This window comes from Streptomyces sp. UNOC14_S4 (genome assembly GCF_020740835.1).
In the GTDB taxonomy this organism is placed as follows: domain Bacteria; phylum Actinomycetota; class Actinomycetes; order Streptomycetales; family Streptomycetaceae; genus Streptomyces.
This window is the reverse complement of record NZ_JAINFC010000681.1, coordinates 1-3,218: the sequence shown is the minus strand read 5'-3', so window position 1 is coordinate 3,218 and position 3,218 is coordinate 1. Positions and strand designations below refer to the sequence as shown.

Annotated in this window: 4 protein-coding genes; all 4 read left to right on the top strand. The window is 70.2% G+C overall.

Annotation, left to right across the window (positions count from 1 at the left end):
- The coding region (locus tag K6I34_RS34225; protein WP_229331936.1) for an ATP-binding protein at positions 1-1,302 on the top strand (1,302 nt) is incomplete at its 5' end.
- A gap of 42 nt (positions 1,303-1,344) precedes the next feature.
- On the top strand, positions 1,345-1,890 hold the full coding sequence (locus tag K6I34_RS34220) for a hypothetical protein (RefSeq protein WP_229331935.1): 546 nt from the start codon (positions 1,345-1,347) through the stop codon (positions 1,888-1,890).
- 19 nt (positions 1,891-1,909) lie between these two features.
- Complete coding sequence (locus K6I34_RS34215; RefSeq protein ID WP_229331934.1) at positions 1,910-2,476, top strand: hypothetical protein; 567 nt, start codon at positions 1,910-1,912, stop codon at positions 2,474-2,476.
- A gap of 43 nt (positions 2,477-2,519) precedes the next feature.
- Positions 2,520-3,218, top strand: a 699-nt coding sequence (locus tag K6I34_RS34210) for a hypothetical protein (protein ID WP_229331933.1), incomplete at its 3' end; no start/stop codon positions are given.

The following is a 3,218-nucleotide window of genomic DNA, read 5'->3' as shown; positions in this document are numbered from 1 at the left end:
GGTCCGGCCTCTGCCCGCGGCGGGAAGCTGTCCCTGCCCGCCCACCGCATGACCACCGCCACCGTCGCCGGCGCCTACCCCTTCCTTGCCGAAGGCGGCCTCGGCGCCGAGGGCACCTACATCGGCCGCGACGTCCACGCCGAGGCATCCTTCACCTTCGACCCGTTCGCGCTGTACGGGAAGCTCGACGGCTTCACCAACCCCAACGTGCTGCTCGCCGGCGTCATCGGCATGGGCAAGTCGGCGCTGGCCAAGAGCTTCGCGCTGCGCTCGGTGGCCTTCGGATACAGGATCTACGTCCCCTGCGACCCGAAGGGCGAGTGGACGGCGGTGTCGGCCGCGCTGGGCGGCACGACCATCGCGCTCGGCCCCGGCCTGCCCGGCAAACTCAACCCCCTGGACGCGCCCCCGCAGCCCGACGGCGTGACCGCGGAGGACTGGGCCAGTGAGGTCCGCAAGCGACGGCTGATGCTGCTCGGCTCCCTCGCCCGTACTGTCCTCGGCCGGGACCTGCTGCCGATGGAGCACACCGCGCTCGACGTCACCCTCGACTGCGTCGTCACCCACGCCGCCCAGACCGGCCGCACCCCGCTCCTCGGCGACATCGCCGCCACCCTCAACAACCCGGGCCTGCTCGACATCGCCGGCGGGGAACTCTCCGGCCGCCTCGGCGACGCCGCCCGCGACCTCGCCCACGCCATGCGACGACTGGTCCACGGCGACCTGGCCGGCATGTTCGACGCCCCCTCCACCGTCATCTTCGACCCCCGCAGCCCGATGCTCACCATCGACCTCTCCCGCCTCGGCGGCTCCGGCGACGACACCGGCCTCGTCCTCGCCATGACCTGCGCCTCCGCATGGATGGAGTCCGCACTCGCCGACCCCAACGGCGGCAGGCGCTGGGTCGTCTACGACGAAGCATGGCGACTCATGCGACACGCGGGCCTGCTCGAACGCATGCAGTCCCAGTGGAAGCTCTCCCGCGGCCTGGGCATCGCCAACCTCATGGTCATCCACCGCCTGTCCGACCTGCTCACCGCCGGAGACGCCGGCTCGCGCGGACGCGCACTCGCCGAGGGCCTGCTCGCCGACTGCTCCACCCGCATCGTCTACCGCCAGGAAGCCGACCAGGTCCTCGCCGCCGCCGGACTGCTGGGCCTGACCTCCGTGGAATCCCAGGCCATCGCCCACCTCAACCGCGGACGCGGCCTCTGGAAGGTCGCCGGCCGGTCCTTCATCGTCCAGCACCTGCTCCACCCACAGGAACTGGCCCTCTTCGACACCGACGCCCGCATGCATTGAATCTGCATAAATACTGAGAAAAATATGGATTTAAGGCATCGCATGACAGAGTCCGCCTCAGACCCCTTCCTGGAACGCCTGCAGCAGCTGTCCACCCGGCTCAAGGCTGCCTGCGACCACCTCGAACTGCTCGACGCCACAGGCCACGTCCCCTCAACCGTCCCGGTCGGCACGACGCTGCAGCACACGGTCACCGCCCAGAGCCTCTCCCGCGACACCGCGCTGCTGGCCGCCGAGTTCACCGCCCGGTTCGAGAGCCCCTCGGATCACCTGTCCAAGGCTCGTTCACAGCTGCTCACCGCCGTAACGGACACGTGCAACGCCACGACGCTCTTCGCGCAGACCGCGCGCACCGCAGCAACTCCGCCTCCGTCACGCGGGACCCCGGACGCAGACCGGTGGCAATGGCAACTGATCCTCGATCACGCCCATGGACGCGGCGCGCTGCGCCGGGCCTCCGACGCCGTCAGCTCGGCAGGCGGCCACGTGAAAAACCACCACGAGATGGAGCGCCTCCTCGCCGAGTTGCGTGGCCGTGCCGCTACCCCCTCCCCGAGCCCAACGGCCCGGACAAATCCACGGCGCTAGCAACACCGGAGCGAACTTGTTGCGCATAGACCCTCGCAGCCCCGCCCACCTGAACACCATCGCCCAGGAAATACGCGAACTGGCCAGCGGGCTCACGTTGTTCACCCACAACACGCCGGAGACCGCGGCCTTCACCGCCGGTGCTCGGATGAAGGCCCTCGGCGGCATGACGGAGATGCTCTCCAACACCCTGTTGTACAACCTCAGCGGCGAGCCCTCCGCCGACCGCGCCGAGCGTCGCGGTGCCGGCGCCCTCGCCACCGCCGCAGTCGGTACGTCACAGGCCATGGGGCATCTGGCTGAAGCGCTCCAGCAGGTCGCCTTCCTTCAGGAACACGCCACGCGCCGGCCAGGGCCGGACCTCGCCGACGCCCAGCAGGCCGCCTGGAACGTCGTCGGTGACCGCCTGGACGACGCCCGCACAGCACTGGAAGACACCGCCACCCAGCTGGAAGCCGACACCCGTCACCTCACCCAGCCGCAACGGCGGCCCGCCCCGCGCAGAACCGTCCCGATCGCGCAGGCCCAGCGGCTGCCCACGCCGGTATCCGTTCCCACCACCCCTCTGCGCCGACCGGCCCCCTGACCGCCTGACCGCACCACCTACCCGTCACCGGAAAGAACCTCTCTTGCCTCACCGAGCTGATCTGTCCGCGTTCGCCGACGCACTCGCCCAGCGGCTGCCCGGCACGTGGACCAGCCAGTACCACCCGCACCCCGACTACCCCGCCCAGTTCCCCATCGCCGAACAGCTGTGGGACACCGCCCATGCCCACTGGGCCGTCTCCGAGTTCGTCCTCAATCACGACGCCGTACTCACCGGCCCCGGCGGCAAGCGGCTGTACGTCATCGACCGGCCCCTCAACCAGAGCGAGTTCATCGTGGCCGCCCTCGCGCCGCCCGAACTGGATGACCACCTCTTCCGCGGCGTACCCGAGCCCAACGGGATCACGGTGGGCACTGATCCCGCCCGGGCCGCGGTCACCGTCGCCCGGCGCCTGCTGCCCCGCTACGACAAGGCACTCGCCGAAGTACACCGCAGAGCCGCCGTGGAGCAGAACCTTTCGGTGAAGCGCACGGCCCGGGTGGATTTCGCCTGGCAGGCAGATGGCTCCCTGACCGCCACCGCCGATCACCCAGCGACCATCGATCATCTGCACCGCGCCGGATTTCATGCCGACCCCCGCGACGGCAACACCTTCACCCTCCCCGTCGCCCTCAGCACAGCCGAACGGGACCAGAGGCTGCGCACCGTCGTTCTTGAACTCGGAGCTCTCGGAGCCCACGTCTCCATCCGCAACGCCCCAGCGCCCCCCGCGCCCCCGGGC